The sequence below is a fragment of the Paenibacillus sp. FSL H7-0357 genome, from assembly GCF_000758525.1.
Lineage (GTDB): Bacteria > Bacillota > Bacilli > Paenibacillales > Paenibacillaceae > Paenibacillus_AQ.
The window spans coordinates 2161057-2180325 of the sequence record NZ_CP009241.1; the positions used below are offsets into that span (position 1 = coordinate 2161057).

The window sequence follows — 19269 nt, forward strand, 5'->3', positions numbered from 1 at the left end:
CCAGCTGCTGATACAGGTTGATTATTTTTTTGCAAAAGCACTCTTGAACCCATATAGGTTCCAGAGTGCTTTTTTTGCGAATGGGGCGGAACATGTTATATAAAGATTGACGAAGGGGTTTAGCAGTGTTTATAATATTAATATAATTATTAAGTGGTTAATATATATATTAATTAATGAGAGGTGGATTATTAAAATGGCTCAGCGTGCAGTATTAAATGCGGATATCCGCAAGGGAACAATCAACCGGAATATTTATGGACATTTCTCCGAGCATTTGGGACGTTGTATTTATGAAGGCATCTGGGTAGGTGAGGATTCGCCGATCCCGAACACGAACGGCATCCGCAACGATGTTGTGGAAGCGCTTAAAGAAATCAAGATTCCGGTGCTCCGCTGGCCGGGCGGCTGCTTCGCCGATGAATATCACTGGAAAGACGGCATCGGTCCGCGCGAAGGACGCAAACGGATGATCAACACGCATTGGGGCGGTACGGTGGAGAACAACCATTTTGGCACCCATGAATTTATGGAGCTATGCGCCATGCTGGATTGCGAGCCTTATATCAACGGCAACGTCGGCAGCGGCACGGTTCAGGAAATGTCGGAGTGGGTGGAGTATCTGACGTTCAACGGCGTTTCGCCAATGGCGGAGCTGCGTCAGGAGAACGGCCGGCAGGAACCGTGGGCCGTGAAATATTTTGGCGTGGGCAATGAGAACTGGGGCTGCGGCGGAAATATGCGTCCTGAATATTATGCCGATCTGTACCGCCGGTATCAGACCTATGTGCGCAATTATGGAGACAATAAGATCCATCGCATTGCCTGCGGTCCGAATGTCGATGATTATCACTGGATGGAGGTCCTGATGCGTGAAGCCACCCGCTATATGGATTCCATCACATTGCATTATTACACCATTCCGGGTCCTGCCTGGGAACAGAAGGGGGCGGCTACCGGATTTGAAACTGGCGAATGGTTCTCTACGCTGGAGAAGGCGCTGCGCATGGATGAGCTGGTAACCCGCCATAGTGTGATTATGGACAAATATGATCCGGAGAAACGTGTGGGTCTCATTGTCGATGAATGGGGAACCTGGTATGATGTTGAGCCTGGAACCAATCCCGGCTTCCTCTATCAGCAGAACACGATCCGTGATGCGCTGGTTGCCGGTGTAACCCTCGACATTTTCCATAAGCACAGCGGCCGCGTTCGGATGGCGAATATTGCCCAGACGATCAACGTGCTGCAGGCTGTAATTCTTACTGAAGGCGAGAAAATGCTGCTGACTCCTACGTACCACGTATTCAACATGTACAAGGTGCATCAGGATGCGGAACTGCTTGATCTTTCTCTGGAGAGTGGCACCTATAGCTTCGAAGGCCGCGAGATTCCGGAAGTCTCGGCCTCAGCTTCCATTACGGCGGAGGGTGTAATTCATGTCAGCCTGTGCAACCTGAATCATGCTGCTGCAGCATCGCTTCCGCTGGAGCTGCGCGGACTTGCCGGGAAAGAGGTTGAAATTACAGGAACGACGCTGGCCGGAACAGCAATTGATGCCCACAATACATTCAGCCAGCCGGAGGCAGTGACGCCACAGCCGTTTACCGGCTTTAAGCTGGAAGGCGGCAAGCTTAACGTTGAGCTGCCTCCGATGTCGGTGACCGTGCTGGAAATTACCCCGAAGGCTTAAGGGAGCATCCGTTATGAGCACTTTATCAACCTGCAAGGGCTGCCGGGAAGAGTATAAGGTGACGGATGCCCAGATTGCCCGGATTCTGGCTTCATCAATGTTCACCCCGGACAACACCGCTTCAGATGAAGTATACAGGGAGCGGGTTGCCCTTTGCTCAGCTTGTCCGAAGCTCCAGGATGGCGTAACATGCACAGCCTGCGGCTGTATCATTCCGGTAGTGGCCAAGCTGAAGGAGCGCGGCTGCCCGTTGCCGGGCGGCGGTTTGTGGAGTCCGGTCACGGAGTAGCGTTCCGCCAAGCCGTTGGAGAGCCTTTGTCACAGAGGAAGCATCATCGGCTGTGAATACCGGAAAGAACCCCGTGGAGTCCCAGGCATACTGAAATTTTAAACGCCCTCATCACTCGTGGATACAATACCGCGAGGGATGGGGGCGTTTATGTGAGAAGAGAAGAATATATGTGCGGACTTTACAGTGAAGGCGTCGCTTGGCTAGGAATCTGTCCCATTCCCATTGTCAGTACCTGCTGCTGCATCCCTTTTATCCGCGTCAGCACCATTGAATCCATCGGTATAGAACAGCTCTACGACCAGATCCTCGTTGTAATTGCCGAAGCCTTTGCCGAATAAGGTGAGCCCGCCGATATGTTCGGCATCCTCTTCCACCGAGAGCCTGAAGGTCCACTGCTTGTTGCGGATTGCAACCTGCTCCAGCGTAATGTCTGAGAGTTTTAAGCCGTCCATATAGGTTCCTTTTGGGGTAATGCGCAGCTGCTTGAGCAGGCCGTATTGATTGGTGTACGCCGGCCACCAGGCAGGGGTATATTTCCCCGGGCTGTCTCCGTAATCGCCTGGGCTAGTCCAATACCCGAGCTTCTGGCCATTTAGCGTGAACGCAATATCCGAAGGCCAATTATTATTGGTTGACGGTGCTTCGGAGGCAATCTCCATCGTAATGATGAGCTCCTCCGGCTGCTGGCTGGACAACAGGAAGTTGGGTATTTTGTATTCGACATAACCTTTGCCAAACCAGAGAATTCCGGCATTCATCCGCTCCATATCCCAGAAATAACGGGGATCGTCGAAGCTGCCGATGATATGCTCGGTAGTGGCCAGTCCGCAGGTTGGCTCTATCTCAAAGTCGGAATAATGTCCGACCGGTATTTCTTTCCGGTGACCCTTGCGCTCTGCTTTGGCCTGGAGTGGGAAGATAATCTCCACCCCTTCAGCGGCAAGAGAACAAATCTTCTGCAGTCCGCTTCGTCCGGGGGCCATATGGGTGCGGATCAGTCCGGCCGTTTCCAGCTTACGCACATGCATTGTCATAATGGCGCTGCTCAGCTTGACCGCTCCCGCCAATTCCTTTACGTTCATGGGCTGAACAGCAAGCAGCTGCAGCATTCGCAGACGTACAGCGCTTGAGAGCGCCTCGTACACCGGCAGGGAATCTTCGGTAAGATCAAGTTTCATTTTCTGGGTACGCCTCCGGATTCAAGTTATATAGTTAATAATTATATTACTTAAATGGCTTTCTTACAACCCGTAGGGTTCACCGGATGGTGTGCTGGAGAACTTTGCCGCTCCACTTTTATCACAGACACCACCCGGCGAAGTCCACTATAATTGACAGGATAAATTAGCGATAAGACAAGGTGCCCTTGTAACTACAAGGGGTAACAGGGAATCGGGTGCAAATCCCGAGCGGTCCCGCCACTGTAAGGAAGAGCTGAACTTCAGCATGTCACTCGGCAAACAGCCGGGGAAGACGAAGGAAGGCGTTATGATTCCGAGCCAGGAGACCTACCTTGTTTGCGCGCACCACGACTCTACGCGGATAGGAGCGGTGTACGAATTGGTTAAAGAGATGAAGGCATGCAGTTTTGGAGACGGTGGATTTTGAAGATTTGGTGCAGAGCAAGTGCCAGCTTCAGCTCTCCCACATTACAATTCTGCGAATTCTCCGCGCTGTTGCAGCGGGACCACCATCTCTTACATATCTGATGACGTACATAGCACTCCCACCCCCCGGGGCGGGAGTTTTTGATTTGATGCGGCACAAAATGACGAATCCATGGAGGGAAAAGGATGAACAAACGCAAGTTTTGGAGTTTTGCTGCACTTATTGCCGGATTTACCGTTTATTTTTTGCTGAATGAGCCGGGCACGGCTAACGCGATGCATATTATGGAGGGGTTTCTGCCGGTAGGCTGGGCCGTATTCTGGTGGGCGGCGTTTCTGCCGTTTTTTGCCCTTGGAGTCCTTAAGCTGAAGAAAATGACCAAGGACAACCCGGAGCTGAAGCTGCTGCTTGGGCTGGCGGGTGCATTTACCTTTGTATTGTCGGCACTCAAAATGCCTTCCGTAACCGGAAGCAGCTCCCATCCTACAGGAACGGGACTTGGTGCTGTAATGCTGGGGCCGCTGCCGATGAGCGTAATCGGGTCTGTTGTACTGCTGTTTCAGGCGCTGCTGCTGGCGCACGGGGGGATAACGACACTCGGTGCGAATGCATTTTCGATGGCGGTGGCCGGTCCTTTTGCCGGGTATGCGGTCTATAAGCTGCTGATGAAGGTGAATGGACGTGAAAAGCTGGCAGTCTTTATGGCGGCGGCAGTGGCTGATCTCATGACGTATGTGGTGACCTCGGTTCAGCTTGCAGTGGCTTTTCCGGCGGCAGACGGAGGTGTGCTGGCTTCTCTGATTAAGTTCGGCGGTATTTTTGCCGTGACGCAGATTCCGCTCGCCATCAGCGAGGGGCTGCTGACCGTGCTGCTCTGGAACTGGCTGAAATCCTACAGCCCGAATGAGCTGTCGCTGCTGAAACGGCAAACCAAGGGAGGAAGTCTGTGATGAGCAACAAGTGGAAAAATGGATTGATGCTGCTGGCGGTGATTTTGCTGGTGGTGCTGCCTCTGCTGCTGGTGAACGGGGAATTCGGCGGGGCTGACGATGCCGCAGAGGGTGTAATTACAGAGATTGATCCCGGTTATGAGCCCTGGTTCAAACCGCTGACCGAGCTGCCCGGCGAAACGGAAAGCATGCTGTTCGCGCTGCAGGCGGCGATCGGGGCCGGAGTGATTGGCTATTCCATCGGCCTGCTGAAAGGCAGACAGGACCGGCGCAAGCTTAATGATCAGAAGAATTGATGCGTTATCCTACAGCAATGCGCTGAGGCAGCTGCCCGCGATGTGGAAAAGCCTGTTCGCAGCAGTCATGTTCATCCTTTCCTATGCACTTCATCCGGTCTTGCAGCTTGTGATTGCGGGCTGGATGACCGTGTGGTGTGTCCTGTACGCCAAAATCCCGCTGCGCGCCTACGGCCTGCTGTTTGGTACGGCACTTTTGTTCTTTTGTCTGAGCCTGCCGGCCCTATTGCTTGAAATTGGCCTTCCAACTGCCGGTGAGGCGGTAATATCCTTGCAGCTCCCGGCTTTGACTCGTTCGCTATACATTACGGCGGAGGGGCTACACCGGGCAGGATTGCTGCTGGCGCGCGTGTTGGCCTGCCTGACCTGCTGCTTATTTATCATATTTACAACACCGTTCGGAGAATTGCTGCAGGTACTCCGCAGGCTGCGGATGCCGCAGATCGTACTGGAGCTCATGCTGATTATGTACCGTTTTCTGTTCCTGCTGAGCGATACAGCACATGGAATGATGCTGGCCCGGCGGCTGCGCGGCGGCAGAAGAGGACGGGTGGCCAAACTGCGGGAAGTTGCGGGAATGGCGGGCTCGCTGTTTGCCAATACGATGCACCGCTACTATGGGCTGTCGCAAGGGCTGATAACCCGGGGGTACATGGGTGAGATCATTTTGCCGCCTTATGTGTCACGCCCGGTGCCGCGCAGATTCGCGGTTCAGGCCTGCACCGGTATTTCCCTGCTGCTGCTCGCTCAGCTATGGATCTTGCGGAGCTGGTGATTTCTTGATTGGGGAATCGGCCAACGGCAGGAGTTAAAGTGGAGACTGAACTAAGAGTAAGGAGATTGCAATGAATAATGAATATAGCCTGGTCTTTGAGGGGGTCGCCTTCAGTTATCCGGACACGGCGGAACCTGCGCTGCGGGAGCTGACTGTCTCCATCCCCAAAGGACGAAAAACAGCAGTGCTCGGCCACAACGGCTCCGGCAAATCAACCTTGTTCCTGCATGCCGTTGGCGTACTGCGTCCGCAGAAAGGCAAGGTGCTGCAGGGCGGTACCCCGCTAACCTATTCCAAAAAAGAGCTGGCCGCCCTGCGCCGCCGCGTGGGCCTCGTCTTTCAGGACCCCGAGCAGCAGCTGATTCTTAGTACGCCTATCGAGGATATTTCTTTCGGACTGCGGGGGACGGGCATGGATGAGGCCGCTATTCAGAAGCGCTGCCTGGAAGTGCTGGAGCAGCTGAATCTGCTGGCTCTGCAAGATAAGCCGGTTCATCAGCTCAGTCTGGGCCAAAAAAAGCGCACGGCGCTCGCAGGGGTCATGGCGATGGAGCCGGAGCTGATTTTGCTGGATGAGCCGACCTCCTATCTGGACCCGCTCTCCGAGAGACAGCTGCTTGCTGGACTTGAGAGCATTTATGCCAAGGGCACCACGGTGGTCATGGCGACGCATGATATGAATCTGGCCTACCGCTGGGCAGACTGGATCATCGTGCTGGATAAAGGCGCCTGCCGGGTAGCCGGATCGCCGGAGGATATTTTTGCAGACGGGGAAGACATGCGGGCGATCGGTCTTGACCTGCCGCTGCTCGCCGATATATGGCATAGCCTGCCCGGCCGTTTGACTGCCGGGCAGACTGCTCCCCGGAATGCAGAAGAGTTCAAAGCCATTCTGAAGCGGGAAATTCAATAGAATGATTGCGTCAATGACAGAGGTGAATGCTGTTTGGGCAGAAGCATCTGCTATATATAGAGCGTTGTAGCAAGCAGCAGGGGAAGCATGAAATCAGGTTATTTTGTGGACGGGGGAAAAAGGATGGAAAAACAAGGAAAGCTGCTGATTATCGGCTTTGGCCCCGGTGCCCTGGAGCATATTACAGGCCGCGCACTGGCTGCGCTTGAGGAAAGTGAAGCTGTCATCGGCTATAACACCTATGTAGAGCTGATCAAGCCGCTGCTGAAGCATCAGGAAATTGTCGGTACCGGTATGACCGAAGAGGTCAGCCGGGCCCAGGAAGCGGTGCGCAGGGCGGAAGCAGGACAGAGCATTGCGGTCATTTCCAGTGGGGATGCAGGTGTGTACGGGATGGCCGGACTGGTGTACGAGGTGCTGATCGAACGGGGCTGGAAGCGTGCGGGCGGTGTGGAAGTTGAGGTGATTCCCGGAATATCGGCGATCCAGTCCTGCTCCTCACTGCTGGGAGCGCCGATTATGCATGATGCCTGCACGATCAGTCTGAGCGATCATCTAACGCCGTGGGAGAGCATCGCGGCGCGTGTCGATGCGGCGGGTGCGGCGGATTTTGTAATTGCCTTCTATAATCCGCGCAGCGGCAAACGGACGCGGCAGATTGAGGAAGCCCGCAGCATTCTGCTTCGCTACCGCGATCCTTCCACGCCGGTCGGCATTGTCAAAAGCGCCTACCGTGACCGCCAGCAGACGGTTGTAACTACGCTGCAGAATATGCTGGAGCATGAGATCGGCATGCTCTCCACAGTTGTGGTCGGCAACTCCGCGACTACCGTCTATGAAGGTCTGATGGTGACGCCGCGCGGCTATGAGCGCAAGTACAGTCTTGGCGCCGAGACGCAGGCGCTGAAGCCGCATGAGCGGCTGCGGACAGCGGCAGAGCCGTGGTCGCTGGCTGCGGCAGCGGTTGCCGCAGAGGCCGCAGCAGAGGTGAATAACGCTGCTGGCCCTATGGGCAGCGCGGCGGCTGCGGAGAGCGGAGCTGCTTCTGCAGCGGCCCGGACGGAGCTGCCTAAGGCTTTTGCTTCCGCCGTTTCGCCGGCGGGGCAATTCGAAGCCTCCGAACTGGAGGTTTCGCCGGCACTTGGCAGCCATAGATATAGCGGCGCCCAGATGGCGCTGCTTGCGGAGCTTGCAGGCGATGAAGGTCAGCTGGTATATACGCGGGACGGACATTTTTTGCTGCGCAGCAGTGGGGCTGAGCAGGAGGATAAGGCGTACCGGCTGGCAGAGGCCGGGCTGAATGTGAGCCTGCCAGGGAATTTTGTGAGAGTGAAAACTTGCGGCTTCTGTGAATTAAGAAAGGAAGACGGACTTAATGCAGCTATCCGCCTTCATAAGCATCTCCACGGACGGCCGGTGCCGCGGGAACTACAGATCGGTGTAGCTGGTTGCGGCATGGCCTGCAGCTCAGCCGTGCTGGAGGATATCGGCGTAGTGTTCTCCAAGGGCAGCTTCGAGCTGTATCTTGGCGGGAAGAAGTCGGGAAGAGGCGCACATGCAGGCAGCCTGTTCCGAGAAGGAATGAATGAAGATGAGCTCATAACCGCAGTTACAGCGATTGCCCTGCGATACGCTTCGCAGGGCAAAATCAATGAACGGTTTTATACATTTTTTCAGCATGGGGGTCACAACGAATGAAAACAGTATTGCTCGTAGGACATGGCAGCCGGGTAGCGGAGGGCAACGAGGAGCTGCGGAAATTCACAAGTGAGCTTGCCGCCCGCAAGCCGGAGCTGACCTTTGTAACCTGCTTTATAGAACTGGCTTCGCCTTCGATTGCTGAGGGCATAGCGCTTTGTGTAAAAGGAGGCGCTTCGACGGTTTACGTGGTACCGATTATTTTGTTCGCGGCTGGCCATTCCAAGCTGGACATTCCGCTGGCCATGGACCAGGCGAAGCTAAAGTATCCCGGCGTGGAATTTGTGTACGGACGTCCGGTCGGTGTACAGGAGCGGGCGGTGGATATTTTGCTGGACCGGATCGCAGAAGCAACTGCGTGGAGACAGCCGGCCCAGCCGGAAGACAAGATACTGACATTGGGGGAGAATGCGAAAGAAGCGGGTCCGGGGGAAGTGCATTCTGTCTCCGGAGCTGGCAATACAGGCACTGCTGCAGTTGAGATGAAAACCTCGAAAGTGGAGGACAAAGACACCATTATTCTTGTTATGGGCCGTGGAGGCAGCGATCCTGATGCCAACAGTGATTTCTATAAGCTGACCCGCCTGCTGTGGGAAAGGACTGCTTATAAAAGCGTAGAGGGCTGCTTTATCGCCATTGCCAAACCTTCGCTGCCCGAGGGGCTGGAGCGTTGTCTGGTATTGGGTGCGCGTAAAATTGTGGTGCTGCCGTACCTGCTTTTCACCGGAGTTCTGATGAAGCAGTTTTCTGATATCATCTCGCAGTTCGCTGCCGGGCATCCTGAGGTCGAGGTGGAGCAAGGCAGTTACCTTGGTTCTCACCCGCTGCTGTCCGACATGCTTGCGGAGCGAATTGAAGAGACATTGGAAGGCCAATCCTTCGCCAACTGCGATAACTGCAAATACCGTGTTGAGGCGGCCGCACACCACCATCACCACCACCATGGTGAGGAAGAACATGAACATGAAGAGGGACACGGGCATGATCATCATCATGGGGAAGATCATAGCCATGACCACGGGTATCACCATCATCATGGGGAAGATCATAGCCATGACCACAGGTATCACCATCATCATGGAGAAGATCATAATCACGAGCATGGGCATCACCACCACCATCACGGGAAACATCATAGCCAGGAGCACGGGCGATGTGGGCATAATCATGCGGCTCATGGGCATCAGTGCTGCAGCAGGCAGCATGAACAGGAGCATCACTCCGAGATGGGTACGGAAGGCAAAATACAGCCGCGTCAGCGGGAACTTTCAGTACAGACAGTATCTTCGGCCAACGGACCGAAGGAATTCTGAACGCTATGATATTTATGTTGTGCGGAACGAGTGATGCCCGGGAATTAGCGCTGACTTTGTCATCTCATGGATTGCCGCTGGTGGCTTCTGTCGTGACGCCAAGTGCAGCGGAGCGGCTTGAAGCAGCCGCAATACGGACTGCGGTTGGCAGGTTGGACCAGCCGGGGATGACCTCCTTTTTGCAGGAGGGGAATTACAGTGTTGTAGTAGACGCAAGCCATCCCTTTGCACTTGAGGCCCATGCCAATGCAATGGCCGCTGCGGAAGCGCTGGGGCTGCCCTATTTTCGCTACGAGCGGCGAAGCCTTCACTATGACAGTCATCCCCGGTTGATTTGTGTAGATTCTTATGAAGCAGCGGCCCGCAAAGCAAAACAATTAAAAGGCTCGGTCATGCTGACCACCGGTGGGAAAACACTGGAGATTTTTGCGGAGCGGCTGCTCAGCGATCCGGAGGTGCGCCTGACGGTCAGGCTGCTTCCCTGCCTGGAGAACATTGAGAAATGCCTTGCGCTTGGGATAGAACAGCGGAATATTATTGGGATGCAGGGACCTTTTTCAAGGGAAATGAACGAAGCGATGTACAGGCAGTACGGCACGCAGGTCATGATCACTAAGGAGAGCGGGGCAGAGGGATCTCTTGATGAGAAGCTGCATGCTGCGCTGGATATGGGGCTTTACGTTATTTTGATAACGCGTCCGGACACGCCTTATTGTGATTTTGGCAGTGTCTATCATGCAATGGATGAGATAGCTTATGCGGTAAAAGCAGTACTGGCGGGGCGTGAGCGAAAAGATGTGGAAACATCTACTGAATTATGAAAAGGGGAATGGGCTTGGACTTTGGAACGGATTTCAAACCGCTGACGGTGCAGCCGCAGGAAATTGAGAGCTTGAGCTTTCAAATGATCACGAAGGAACTGGGAGTACATTATTTTAACGCTATACAGTATCCGGTGGTGCAGCGGATCATCCACGCATCTGCCGATTTCGAGCTGGGGCGGAGTCTGGTGTTTCATCCCCGGGCGATTGAAGCGGGTATAGCTGCCATTCTGCAGGGCAAGCCGATCATTGCCGATGTGCGGATGGTAGAGGCCGGTATCGCCAAGGAAAGGATACATAAATACGGCGGAGATGTCAGGGTGCATATTTCCGATCCGGATGTCATCGAAGAAGCCAAAATGCTGGGGACGACCCGGGCGATTGTCGCGACGCGCAAAGCTTGTAAGGAAGCTCCCGGCGGGATATATGTTATCGGCAATGCGCCTACGGCGCTGCTGGAGTTGATTCGTCTGGTAAAAGAAGGAGCGGCCCAGCCCGGACTTGTCATCGGCATGCCCGTTGGTTTCGTATCCGCTGCCGAATCCAAAGATGAGCTGCGCAAGCTGGATATTCCCTACATTACGAACATAGGCCGCAAAGGCGGCAGTACGGTCGTTGTAGCAGCGGTGAATGCCTTAAGCCTGCTGGCTGTCCGGCAGGATACTGAGCAACAGGAATCTGGACGGTAGCAGTAAAGGTAGGGTTTTATACGAATAAAGAATAAATAATCATAGAAGTCGGGAACTAAGCAGAAACAAGCCAAGACTAGCCAAGCTAAGACAAGAAGAAGCGAATTAATGAGAGCCAAACAGAGAGCAGAACATTCACAGACCACAAGTGAAAAGTAACATCAAGTAAGTACTAAGAAGTACTAAGAGCACTAAGAGCACTAAGAGCACTAAGAGCACTAAGAGCACTAAGAGCACTAAGAAGAGCTAAGAAGTACTAAGAAGTACTAAGAGCATTAAAAAAACTAATAAGCTAAGAAGCAGCACTAAGCACGTAGAAGCACTAAGTTAAAATGTAGTGAGCCAAGCAAGTGCAGCAATTACCGGTATCAACAGAGACCCATAACATACAGCAAAGAAGGGATCGGCATGACTGAGGAGACCGCTTCAAAACCTATGCGCCGGGGTTATACCACCGGCGCCTGTGCTGCCGCCGCAGCCAAAGGCGCGGCACTCCTGCTGATCACAGGCGATGCGCCGGAGAGCGTGGAGCTTTACTTGCCGGCGGGATTCCGGCATACCTTCGAACTGACCGGATGGCAGCGTCAGGATAATTTCACGGCAATCTGTGCCACGGTGAAGGATGCCGGGGATGATCCGGATGCCACTCACCGGGCCTGGATCGAGGCCACTGTCAGTTGGCTGGAACATCCCGGTGTGGAGATTGACGGCGGGCGGGGCGTCGGCAGAGTAACGAAGCCGGGGCTGCCGGTAGGGGTAGGAGAAGCCGCGATTAATCCGGTGCCCCGTCGTATGATTCTGGAAGCTGTATCCGAGGTGCTGGAAGAGCATGGCGCCGCCCGGGGACTGCGGGTGGTAATCAGTGTGCCCGAAGGCGAAGCCATTGCGCTCAAGACACTCAATCCGCGCCTAGGCATCGTAGGCGGTATTTCGATACTCGGCACAAGGGGAGTGGTTACGCCGTTCTCCACTGAAGCCTATAAGGCGAGTGTGGTTCAGGCCATATCGGTTGCAGCTGCTACAGGGAACAGGGGCCTGATCCTCACTACCGGCGGCAGCAGTGAAAAATATGCCATGGCAATGTTCCCGGAGCTTCCGGAGGAAGCTTTTATCCAGATGGGCGAATACGTGGGGTTCTCTCTCGGCCATGCCAAAGCCTATGGATTCAGCAAGGTGACGCTTGTCGGTATGGCGGGCAAATATTCCAAAGTAGCACAGGGTGCCATGCTGATTCATTCAAAAAATGCACCGGTTGATTTCGGTTTTTTGTCCCAAGTAGCGTCCGAAGCCGGGGCTGACGAAGAACTGGTGCAGGAGATTGCTGCCGCCAATACGGCTTCGCAGGTTGTGGACATGATGACGGAGGCCGGGAATTACGCTTTTTTTGAACAATTATGCCTTCATGCCTGCAGACATTGCCTGATTCACATGAATGGGGAGATGACGGTAGAAATGGTGCTGATCACGATGAAAGGCCGAGTGCTGGGAAGGGCGGAAATCTGTGGCTAATGTAATTTATATCATCGGTATCGGCGAGGATGGCGCAGGCGGGCTGACGCCGGGTAGCTTGAGAAAAGTGCAGGAGAGCGAGGTACTGCTCGGCGGGGAGAGGCAACTGTCGTTTTTCAGCCGGTACGATGGGGAAAAGATCACGCTGCAGGGCGGGCTGAAGCCTTTTGCCGATAAGCTGGAGGGATTGTGGAAAGCAGGAAAACGTATTGCTGTGCTGGCTTCGGGGGATCCGCTGTTTTTTGGGATTGGCGGCTACCTTGCCAAAAGGTTCGGGCCGGAGCAGGTCGAAGTGATTCCGTATTACAGCAGTGTGCAGCTTGCTTTTTCCCGGCTGGGTGACAGCTGGCAGGATGCAGAGCTTATCAGTCTGCACGGCAGGCCGATTAACGGGCTGGCCCAGCGGATTGACGGCAGGCAGAAGATTGCTCTTTTGACGGATGAAGTCAATACTCCTGCGCGGATTGCAGCTTACCTGCGGGAGTTTGGCATGACAGAGTATCAGCCTTTTGTCTGCGAGCGGCTGGGCGGCCCGGAAGAGGTCTGCCGGTTCTGGGAACTGGAGGAGCTGGAGCAGGCGGAGTTTGCAGCACTAAATGTAGTGATTCTGCGGCGGAAGCCGGGAAGTACGGTGGAGGTGCGGCGCGGATTCGCATATCCCGATGGGGTGTTCCAGCAGCGAAAGCCGGAAAAGGGCCTGATTACCAAACGGGAGGTCCGCGCTTTTGTCCTGTCGGAGCTGTATCTGTCCGAGGATGCGATTGTCTGGGATATCGGCTCCGGCTCCGGTGCAGTAGCGGTGGAGTGTGCGCGGATTGCCCGTCTTGGCAGGGTCTATGCCCTGGAAAAAGGGGCAGATAATCTGCCCAACATTGAAGCCAACCGCCGGAAGTTTCGTGCGGATTTTGCAATTATCCATGAAAAAGCCCCGCAGGGGCTGGATAAGCTTCCAGACCCTGACGCTGTGTTCATCGGCGGCAGCGGCGGTGAGCTGGCAGCTATAATTGCACATAGTGCGGCCCGGCTGCGGCCCGGAGGGCGGATCGTTGTGGGAGCCATCACGATTGAGACGCTGCATGGCAGCATGGAGGCACTGGCACTCGCCGGATTTGTTCCGGAAGTAACGATGCTGCAGGCCTCGCGGGGCAAACCGATTCTTGGCATGACCCGGTTTGAAGGGATGAATCCCGTCTATGTGGTCAGCGGCCAAAAGACGGTTTAACCGATGAACGCTGCAGGGCAGCGGAAGATAGGTATGAGGCGGACATCGGCTGCGGTGCGAAAAAGATAAAGTTGTGAATGCGGCTATGGTGCGAAGAGGGTAACGATACGAGGACGATTAGACGGCTACGATGCGAAGAAGGTAGCGATATGAGGACGACTAGACGGCCACGGTGCGAAGAAGGTGGCGATACGAAGATGACTAGACGGCCACGATATTTAGTAGGTAACGTCACGAAGTTAGCTACGAGCAGAGGCGGACCGCAGCGACGTTATTTTATCAATGAGCTTTAGTTTTCCAAGTAAACGGACCCCAGCGCCGCTATTTCATTCGCTGGGCTGTACCGTGGAGGTAAATGATGCTAATAACGTCTCTGGAGTCCGAGAAGAGCGAAAAACAGCAAGAAATCTGCAAATAGCGCCTCTCCAGTCCGCGTAGCCACCAGGTGCTCGAATCATGAGCGATGGACCAAGCATTCTGTGCTAGTCCTCCCCTTGAGAAACTGAGTGCTGCATCCAGCAGCTGCAAGGGAATCAACTGACCATCGTCCGGATATGCAATCGGCAATCTAGAGCGAAGCACATGGAAGATTAGTCCATATCTGAGTTAGTCACTACCAGATTTAGTTACTAATAGCTTCAGTCCATACGTGCACCCGTGCGTGCCAATCCGAACTCTTATATGCATACCTGTGCCGCAAAATGCCAGGCCGTACATACACGAAACTGTCGCAGCATAAATCCCTCCTGCCATAGGCAGTAGTGACCTAAAGATATATCCAAGTAAACATTCAGCTCAATAAAAGGAGAAACTGGAGATGACAAACAATCAAGCGGAACCGCAGCTGGTGCCCACAAGCGGGCAGTATACTGCCGGTGAAGAGACAGCCCAAGCGATGGCCCAAACTGCTGTGGAAGAGTATGAGTTTGTTGACGGCCAGCTGGAGGCCGAGAATGCATTTGAGTCTAAGGCTGCTTTGCTGGCTGTAGGTACCTTGTATGGAGTGGGTGTCGGTCCCGGGGACCCGGAGCTGATTACGGTCAAAGCCTGCCGTCTGTTGAAAGAATGTCCGGTGATCGCCTATCCGGCTGCCAAAAAAGGCGGTAAATCCTATGCACAGGAGATCGTCGACACCTATGTAAATGAGGACGAAAAGGTCATGCTGGGACTTGTGTTTCCGATGACTAAAGACCCTGTGCAGCTGGAGAACGGGTGGCGCTGGACTGTGGAGCTGTGCTGGAATGAGCTGCGCCTTGGCAATGATGTTGCTTTTGTGACGGAGGGTGACCCCAATCTGTACAGCACCTTTATTCATCTGGCCCGTTTAATGCAAGAGCAGCATCCCGTTGTGCCGATTGTATCGGTTCCCGGAATTTCATCGGTGCTGGGTGCCGCTGCGGCACTCGAACAGCCGCTTGCCGACGGCGATCAGCGGGTGGGTATTATTCCGGCTACCGATGACCGCGAGGCGCTGAAGGAAGCGCTGCTGCATCATGATACTGTAGTGTTCCTTAAGGTGGCGAAGGTGCTTGATCTGGTGCTGGAGGTGCTGGATGAACTGGGTCTTGGAGGAAAAGCGTCCGTTGTCACCAAGGTGACTTCTCCCTATGAGACCGTCTGGCGGGATGCCCGCGAGCTGCGCGGCTCGGATCTGGAGTATTTGAGTCTGATGGTGGTGAGCAAATGACGGAAGTACAGCTGGAACCTAAGGTCTACATCGTCGGGGCAGGACCCGGCGATCCTGAGCTGATTACCGTTAAGGGCAGCCGTATTCTGCGCTCGGCCGATCTCGTATTGTACGCCGATTCGCTGGTCAGTGAAGAGCTGATCTCCAGCGCGAAGCCTGGTGCTGAGGTGCTGCAAAGCTCAGGGATGGATCTGGAGCGACAGGTGGAGCTGATGGCAGAAGCGGTGCAGGCCGGCAAAAGCGTAGCACGTGTGCATACAGGCGACCCCTCGATGTATGGTGCGATCCTGGAGCAGATGTCGCTGCTGAAGCTGTGCGGCGTCGGCTATGAGATCGTGCCGGGTGTCAGCTCTGTTTTTGCCTCAGCGGCGGCACTTGGCGCGGAGCTGACGGTGCCGGAGCTGACGCAGACGGTCATTCTGACCCGTGCCGAAGGACGCACGCCCGTGCCCGAGCGCGAGCAGTTGCGCCGTCTGGCCAGCCATCACTGCACGGTGGCACTGTTCCTCAGCGCTTCACTGGCCGGACATGCGGCGGAGGAATTCCTCGCCGCCGGATGGAGTCCGGACACGCCTGTGGCTGTGGTCAAACGGGCCACCTGGCCGGATCAGCAGATTCTGCGGACAACGGTAGAGAGACTGGAGGCTGACCTGCGTGAAGCGGGCATTACGATGCATGCGATGATTCTGGCCGGCTGGGCACTGGATCCCGGGCTGGTCGACCGCGATGCTCACCGCTCAAAGCTGTACGACAAGACGTTTACCCACGGCTGCCGGGAAGGGACCGGCAATCATGGATAAGAAATATGCGGCTGTCGCCATTACACGTAACGGCATTAAGCTTGCGCTGACGCTGGGGGAGCAACTGGGCGGTACCGAAGTATTCTGCTACGCCAAGTACAGCGGGGAGCTTGAAGAGCTACCGGGGGAACGCCGGATATTTGCTGAGCCGCTAAAAGAGCTGCTGCCGGTTCTATTCCGACGTTATGAGGCTTTGATTCTTTTCTTCTCGCTTGGCGCAGCGGTAAGATTAGCTGCGCCTTTACTGCAGGATAAAAAAACCGACCCCGCCGTCATCGTGATTGACGAACGCGGAGAGCATGTAATCAGCATGCTCTCCGGCCATTTAGGCGGGGCCAACAGGCTGACACTGCAGATTGCCGGGCTGCTGGGCAGCCATCCGGTGATCACGACCGCCTCGGATGTTCAGGGGACGTTCGCGGCGGATTTGCTCGGCCATGAATTCGGCTGGCGGCCGGAGAGCTTCACCCACATGAAGGCGGTGAGCGCCGCCTTGGTGAACGGCGAGCGGGTAGCCTTCCTGCAGGAGCACGGGGAGTGCGGCTGGCTGCACCCCGGAGCGGCATTGCCCGAGCATGTGCAGCTCTGCGGGGATATGGCTGAAATGCGCGCGGCTTCCTTCAGCGCGGCAATTGTTGTAACCGACCGGCTGCTGAAAGCGCCGGAAGCGGCGGCTTTGCCGGAACGGACCGTAGTGTACCGTCCGCGCAGCCTGGTGCTCGGCCTGGGCTGCAACCGCGGCACTTCGGCGGCGGAGCTGGAAGCCGTGGTGGCGGAAACCCTGGCAGAGCTGGGGCTGTCCCTCCTAAGCGTGCGGAATGCGGCCACTGCCGGGATCAAAGGCGATGAAGCCGGACTGCTCGCTTTGTGCGCCAAGCACGGCTGGGAGCTGGCTTTATATCCGCCGGAGCAGCTGAATACGGTTCCGCTGGACCAGCCGTCGGAAATTGTATTCAAGGCGACCGGAGCATATGGTGTTTGCGAGCCTGCAGCCCTTTTGTCTTCCGGTGCGAAGGACTTGCTTTTGCCCAAGAAAAAAAGCGGCAATGTGACGATTGCCGTGGCCAGGGTTATTTTTGACAGAGGGGAGGCAAATGCAGATGTATGAGTGGGAAGGAGACGGGCTTCCGTTGCAGCGGCGTGCCCGCATCCTTGTAGCCGGTACAGGCAGCGGTTCGGGAAAAACGACTGTAACACTTGGGCTGATACGGGCGTTTGCCCGGCAGGGACTGAATGTACAGGGCTTCAAATGCGGCCCGGATTACATTGATCCGGCCTATCATGCCGCTGTCACCGGACGATCCCCCCGGAATCTTGATTCCTGGATGACCTCAGGCGAGTATTTGCTGGAGTACTTTCTGCGCTCCTCAGCGGAAGCGGATCTTTCGGTGATCGAAGGGGTCATGGGGCTGTATGACGGCAAAGAAGCGACAGGGCTAACCGGCTCAACCGCCGAGATTGCCATCCTGACAGAAAGTCCGGTTTTGCTGGTGCTCGATGTCCGCAGCATGGGCCGCAGTGCGGCGGCAATAGTACTGGGCTTCCAGCAGCTGGAGCTGCGCGTACGTATTGCCGCAGTTATCGTGAACCGCTGCGGCAGCGCCAGCCATTACCAGACGGTGAAGGCGGCGATTGAAGCTGCCTGTGGAATTCCCGTGCTGGGCTGGCTGCTGCGGGATAGCGGGCTCGACATTCCGGAGCGGCATTTGGGCCTGCTGCCCGCCGTTGAGCGGGGGGAGCTGGAGCCCTTGTTCGACCGTGCCGCCGATCTGCTGGCGGAGGGCACCGACCTCTCGGCGCTGCTGCAGCTTGCCGGAGCAGCGCCCCCGCTGCGGCATCCGCTCCTCTTACCGGAGATCCCGCTGGCAGAGATCTCCCTGTTTGGTGACCCTCCACAGGGCGGGTCGCCAGCTGAAGACTACCCGGTGGCGGCGTCCGGATGCCTGCGTGAAGATCAACCGGCAGGCATCGCGGAAACAGGATTACCAACTAATCCTGCTCCCGATTTGCACCTTTCCCGGGGTGTGGAAAGTGAACGGGCAGCTGCTTCCCAGCGGCCAGACCAACCGGAAATCGCTAGCAAATCCGCTGCGATATTCCCAGCCGTATCTCCAAGTAGCCATCTTCCCATCGCTCCGTCACTCGCGTCAGCCAGCTACCAGCCGCCGGTTCACCCCATCCATCCGTCCCTTGTACCAGCCGACTACCGCCCGGTTCTTGCCGTTGCCCATGATGCGGCATTTAATTTCTATTACACCGACAATCTGGAGCTGTTGGTTCGAGCCGGTGCAAGACTGGCTGAATTCAGCCCGCTGCGCGGCGAGGGCATTCCGCCGGATGCGGACGGCATCTATATCGGCGGCGGGTTTCCCGAAGAGTTCGCTTCTGTGATCGCGGGGAACAAGGCTTTCCTGAACGGCATCCGGTCAGCTGCGGCGGGCGGAATGCCGCTCTATGCCGAATGTGGCGGCTATATGGTACTGGCCCGCAGTCTGACCGACCGCAGCGGGAACTTGCATGAGATGGCCGGGATTATTCCGGCCCATACGGTTATGCAGGAGCGTCGTGCGGCGCTTGGTTACCGGGAAGTTACCGCGATCCGGGACTGCCTGCTGCTGCAGCAGGGAGAGACGCTGCGCGGACATGAATTTCATTACTCCGTCATGAGTTATGACCATGGAGAGCCGAGGACCTTTGCGTATGAGAGCAAAGGGAGGGGCGGCAGCCAGCCGGAAGGTTATGTAAGCGGCAATGTGATGGCAGCTTATGCCCATATTCATCTGGCTTCTTATCTGCCGGCCGCCGCACGGTTTGTCGCAGCATGCCGGGCCTATCATGAACGTAAGTAAGCCAGATATTTACCAGCTATGACAAAGGACAAAACAGCTGCTCCGGTTAAACAGGGGATAGCGTGTAATGTCCTTTTTTTCGGAAAACAGAAGTATGTCAACCGCTTGTCATAACCCTGCAACCCACGTATAATAAAGGCAAGAGAGCGCTTCA

At 55.6% G+C, this 19269-nt stretch carries 17 protein-coding genes and 1 riboswitch; of the genes, 16 read left to right on the forward strand and 1 reads right to left on the reverse strand.

Features of this window, described 5'->3' with window-relative positions:
* Positions 1-196: 196 nt before the first annotated feature.
* Positions 197-1693 carry an alpha-N-arabinofuranosidase gene (locus H70357_RS09415; RefSeq protein WP_038588309.1) on the forward strand — a complete coding sequence of 499 codons (1497 nt, stop codon included), beginning with the start codon at positions 197-199 and terminating at the stop codon, positions 1691-1693.
* A 13-nt stretch (positions 1694-1706) separates the two neighbouring features.
* Positions 1707-1982, forward strand: a complete 276-nt coding sequence (locus H70357_RS09420; protein WP_038588311.1) for a DUF6171 family protein — start codon at positions 1707-1709, stop codon at positions 1980-1982.
* Between the two features lie 203 nt (positions 1983-2185).
* Here the strand turns inward: H70357_RS09420 and H70357_RS09425 are convergent, their stop codons facing one another.
* Positions 2186-3163 (reverse strand): ArsR/SmtB family transcription factor, encoded by a 978-nt coding sequence (locus H70357_RS09425; protein ID WP_038588313.1) that lies wholly within the window; start codon positions 3161-3163, stop codon positions 2186-2188.
* A 163-nt stretch (positions 3164-3326) separates the two neighbouring features.
* A riboswitch (cobalamin riboswitch) is annotated at positions 3327-3515 on the forward strand.
* Between the two features lie 263 nt (positions 3516-3778).
* Here H70357_RS09425 and H70357_RS09430 point away from each other — a divergent pair.
* From H70357_RS09430 to H70357_RS09495, 14 genes are all read left to right on the forward strand, one after another.
* Positions 3779-4543: an energy-coupling factor ABC transporter permease gene (locus tag H70357_RS09430; RefSeq protein ID WP_038588315.1), complete on the forward strand. Its 765-nt coding sequence runs from the start codon at positions 3779-3781 to the stop codon at positions 4541-4543.
* Positions 4543-4839, forward strand: coding sequence for an energy-coupling factor ABC transporter substrate-binding protein (locus H70357_RS09435; RefSeq protein ID WP_038588318.1), 297 nt, complete (start codon positions 4543-4545; stop codon positions 4837-4839). Before H70357_RS09430 ends, H70357_RS09435 begins: the two co-directional genes overlap by 1 nt.
* Entirely contained in the window at positions 4823-5614 is a 792-nt protein-coding gene (cbiQ, locus tag H70357_RS09440) for a cobalt ECF transporter T component CbiQ (RefSeq protein ID WP_038588320.1), read from the forward strand. Before H70357_RS09435 ends, cbiQ begins: the two co-directional genes overlap by 17 nt.
* Before the next feature lie 70 nt (positions 5615-5684).
* Complete coding sequence (locus H70357_RS09445; RefSeq protein ID WP_038588322.1) at positions 5685-6527, forward strand: energy-coupling factor ABC transporter ATP-binding protein; 843 nt, start codon at positions 5685-5687, stop codon at positions 6525-6527.
* A gap of 123 nt (positions 6528-6650) precedes the next feature.
* Positions 6651-8225 (forward strand): precorrin-3B C(17)-methyltransferase, encoded by a 1575-nt coding sequence (cobJ, locus tag H70357_RS09450; RefSeq protein WP_052092495.1) that lies wholly within the window; start codon positions 6651-6653, stop codon positions 8223-8225.
* Positions 8222-9538 (forward strand): sirohydrochlorin chelatase, encoded by a 1317-nt coding sequence (locus H70357_RS09455; protein ID WP_063848033.1) that lies wholly within the window; start codon positions 8222-8224, stop codon positions 9536-9538. Before cobJ ends, H70357_RS09455 begins: the two co-directional genes overlap by 4 nt.
* Before the next feature lie 5 nt (positions 9539-9543).
* Complete coding sequence (cobK, locus tag H70357_RS09460; RefSeq protein WP_038588324.1) at positions 9544-10359, forward strand: precorrin-6A reductase; 816 nt, start codon at positions 9544-9546, stop codon at positions 10357-10359.
* A gap of 14 nt (positions 10360-10373) precedes the next feature.
* Positions 10374-11048: a precorrin-8X methylmutase gene (locus H70357_RS09465; RefSeq protein WP_038588327.1), complete on the forward strand. Its 675-nt coding sequence runs from the start codon at positions 10374-10376 to the stop codon at positions 11046-11048.
* 408 nt (positions 11049-11456) lie between these two features.
* A complete protein-coding gene (locus tag H70357_RS09470; protein WP_038588329.1) occupies positions 11457-12557 on the forward strand; it encodes a cobalt-precorrin-5B (C(1))-methyltransferase in 1101 nt (366 codons plus the stop codon).
* A complete protein-coding gene (locus H70357_RS09475; RefSeq protein ID WP_038588331.1) occupies positions 12550-13779 on the forward strand; it encodes a bifunctional cobalt-precorrin-7 (C(5))-methyltransferase/cobalt-precorrin-6B (C(15))-methyltransferase in 1230 nt (409 codons plus the stop codon). Before H70357_RS09470 ends, H70357_RS09475 begins: the two co-directional genes overlap by 8 nt.
* Positions 13780-14755: 976 nt before the next feature.
* Complete coding sequence (gene cobI / locus H70357_RS09480) at positions 14756-15466, forward strand: precorrin-2 C(20)-methyltransferase (protein WP_038599100.1); 711 nt, start codon at positions 14756-14758, stop codon at positions 15464-15466.
* Positions 15463-16266: a precorrin-4 C(11)-methyltransferase gene (gene cobM / locus H70357_RS09485; RefSeq protein ID WP_038588334.1), complete on the forward strand. Its 804-nt coding sequence runs from the start codon at positions 15463-15465 to the stop codon at positions 16264-16266. The genes cobI and cobM overlap by 4 nt, the downstream gene beginning before the upstream one ends.
* Positions 16259-17374 carry a cobalt-precorrin 5A hydrolase gene (locus H70357_RS09490; RefSeq protein WP_038588336.1) on the forward strand — a complete coding sequence of 372 codons (1116 nt, stop codon included), beginning with the start codon at positions 16259-16261 and terminating at the stop codon, positions 17372-17374. Before cobM ends, H70357_RS09490 begins: the two co-directional genes overlap by 8 nt.
* Positions 17367-19115, forward strand: a complete 1749-nt coding sequence (locus H70357_RS09495) for a cobyrinic acid a,c-diamide synthase CobB (RefSeq protein ID WP_197073672.1) — start codon at positions 17367-17369, stop codon at positions 19113-19115. Before H70357_RS09490 ends, H70357_RS09495 begins: the two co-directional genes overlap by 8 nt.
* The last annotated feature ends 154 nt before the right edge of the window (positions 19116-19269 follow it).

Excerpts from the sequence above, each read along its gene's own strand:
- H70357_RS09415 (WP_038588309.1), top strand. The coding sequence starts at position 197 with ATGGCTCAGCGTGCAGTATTAAATGCGGATATCCGCAAGGGAACAATC.
- H70357_RS09420 (WP_038588311.1), top strand. The coding sequence starts at position 1,707 with ATGAGCACTTTATCAACCTGCAAGGGCTGCCGGGAAGAGTATAAGGTG.
- H70357_RS09425 (WP_038588313.1), bottom strand. The coding sequence starts at position 3,163 with ATGAAACTTGATCTTACCGAAGATTCCCTGCCGGTGTACGAGGCGCTC.
- H70357_RS09430 (WP_038588315.1), top strand. The coding sequence starts at position 3,779 with ATGAACAAACGCAAGTTTTGGAGTTTTGCTGCACTTATTGCCGGATTT.
- H70357_RS09435 (WP_038588318.1), top strand. The coding sequence starts at position 4,543 with ATGAGCAACAAGTGGAAAAATGGATTGATGCTGCTGGCGGTGATTTTG.
- cbiQ (WP_038588320.1), top strand. The coding sequence starts at position 4,823 with ATGATCAGAAGAATTGATGCGTTATCCTACAGCAATGCGCTGAGGCAG.
- H70357_RS09445 (WP_038588322.1), top strand. The coding sequence starts at position 5,685 with ATGAATAATGAATATAGCCTGGTCTTTGAGGGGGTCGCCTTCAGTTAT.
- cobJ (WP_052092495.1), top strand. The coding sequence starts at position 6,651 with ATGGAAAAACAAGGAAAGCTGCTGATTATCGGCTTTGGCCCCGGTGCC.
- H70357_RS09455 (WP_063848033.1), top strand. The coding sequence starts at position 8,222 with ATGAAAACAGTATTGCTCGTAGGACATGGCAGCCGGGTAGCGGAGGGC.
- cobK (WP_038588324.1), top strand. The coding sequence starts at position 9,544 with ATGATATTTATGTTGTGCGGAACGAGTGATGCCCGGGAATTAGCGCTG.
- H70357_RS09470 (WP_038588329.1), top strand. The coding sequence starts at position 11,457 with ATGACTGAGGAGACCGCTTCAAAACCTATGCGCCGGGGTTATACCACC.
- cobM (WP_038588334.1), top strand. The coding sequence starts at position 15,463 with ATGACGGAAGTACAGCTGGAACCTAAGGTCTACATCGTCGGGGCAGGA.
- H70357_RS09490 (WP_038588336.1), top strand. The coding sequence starts at position 16,259 with ATGGATAAGAAATATGCGGCTGTCGCCATTACACGTAACGGCATTAAG.
- H70357_RS09495 (WP_197073672.1), top strand. The coding sequence starts at position 17,367 with ATGTATGAGTGGGAAGGAGACGGGCTTCCGTTGCAGCGGCGTGCCCGC.